This window comes from Candidatus Corynebacterium faecigallinarum (assembly GCF_052264515.1).
Classification (GTDB): domain Bacteria; phylum Actinomycetota; class Actinomycetes; order Mycobacteriales; family Mycobacteriaceae; genus Corynebacterium; species Corynebacterium faecigallinarum.
This window is the reverse complement of sequence record NZ_JBQQOC010000071.1, coordinates 1-1340: the sequence shown is the minus strand read 5'-3', so window position 1 is coordinate 1340 and position 1340 is coordinate 1. Positions and strand designations below refer to the sequence as shown.

At 64.0% G+C, this 1340-nt stretch carries 1 protein-coding gene; it reads left to right on the top strand.

The window, feature by feature from the left end:
* Positions 1–66: 66 nt before the first annotated feature.
* On the top strand, positions 67–1340 hold a 1274-nt coding region (locus ACTXPP_RS14070; RefSeq protein WP_443342732.1), incomplete at its 3' end, for an IS256 family transposase.

The following is a 1340-nucleotide window of genomic DNA, read 5'->3' as shown; positions in this document are numbered from 1 at the left end:
GTGAAGGCCACCGCGGGAAGCTCTGTAGGTTCCGCCTAAAGAATCCACAAAGGAGCTGTGCCCACGATGGCCACACCCCATTCTGCCGTATCCACGCTCATCCAGAAACTCCTCGACGATCCCAACGTCGCCCACAACGACATGTTCCGCGAACTGATGCAGGCCGGCCTCCAAGACCTCGTCAACGCCGAAGCCTCCGCCACCATCGGCGCCGCCCCCTACGAACGCACCAGCGAACGCAAGAACCGGCGTAACGGCACCCGGTCGAAGAAGATCTCCACCACCTCCGGCGATGTGGACATCAACATCCCGAAACTGCGGCACGGGTCCTTCTTCCCCTCGCTGCTGTCGCCCCGACGCCGGGTCGACAAAGCCCTGCACGCGGTCATCTGCCAGGCCTACATCGACGGAGTATCCACCCGCAAAGTCGATGACCTGGTCAAAGCTCTCGGCATCGACTCCGGAATCTCGAAGTCCACCGTCTCGCGGATCTGTGCCGACATCGACGAGGCCGTCGAGGAGTTCCTCACCCGACCGTTGACCCACACCTGGTTCCCCTACGTCTACCTCGACGCGACCTACGTCGACGTCCGCCGCGGCGGCGGGGTCCACAACAAAGGCGGCAGGGTCATCTCCCAGGCCGTTGTCGTGGCCACCGGCGTATCTGCCCAGGGCCGTCGAGAGATCCTCGGCATGGCCGTCGGCGATTCCGAATCCACCGACTTCTGGACCGAATTCCTCCGCAACCTGCGTGAACGCGGCCTGAAGGTCTCCACCGATACCGATCCGTTAGGTGTGGCGTTGGTCATCTCCGACGCACACAGCGGTATCAAGGCCGCGACGACAGCGATCCTGCCCGGGGCCGGCTGGCAACGCTGCCGGGTCCACTTCGCCCGCAACGTCACCCAGAAGTTGGGCTCAAGGCACTCCAAGCCGATCAACGCGCTGATCTCCGCGGTATTCGCCCAGACCGATCCGCAGGCGCTGGTCGCCCAGTACAAGCAGGTCACCACCGCACTGAGGTCCTCGTGCCCTGACGTCGCCGACATGCTCACCGCCGCGGAAACGGACCTGACCGCGTTCACCGGCATGCCGGTGGAGCACTGGCAGAAGATCTGGTCGAACAATCCGATTGAGCGGCTCAACCGGGAGATCAAGCGGCGCGCTGACGTTGTCCAGGTGTTCCCCGACCGGGCGTCGGTGACCCGGCTGATCGGTGCTGTCCTGGCCGAACAGCATGAGGAGTGGCAGTACGGTGAGCGTCGGTATCTCTCAGAGATCAGCATGAGGAAACTCGCCCACACCCTCTACGACCCCGACGACGGTGTCCACGACTCCGC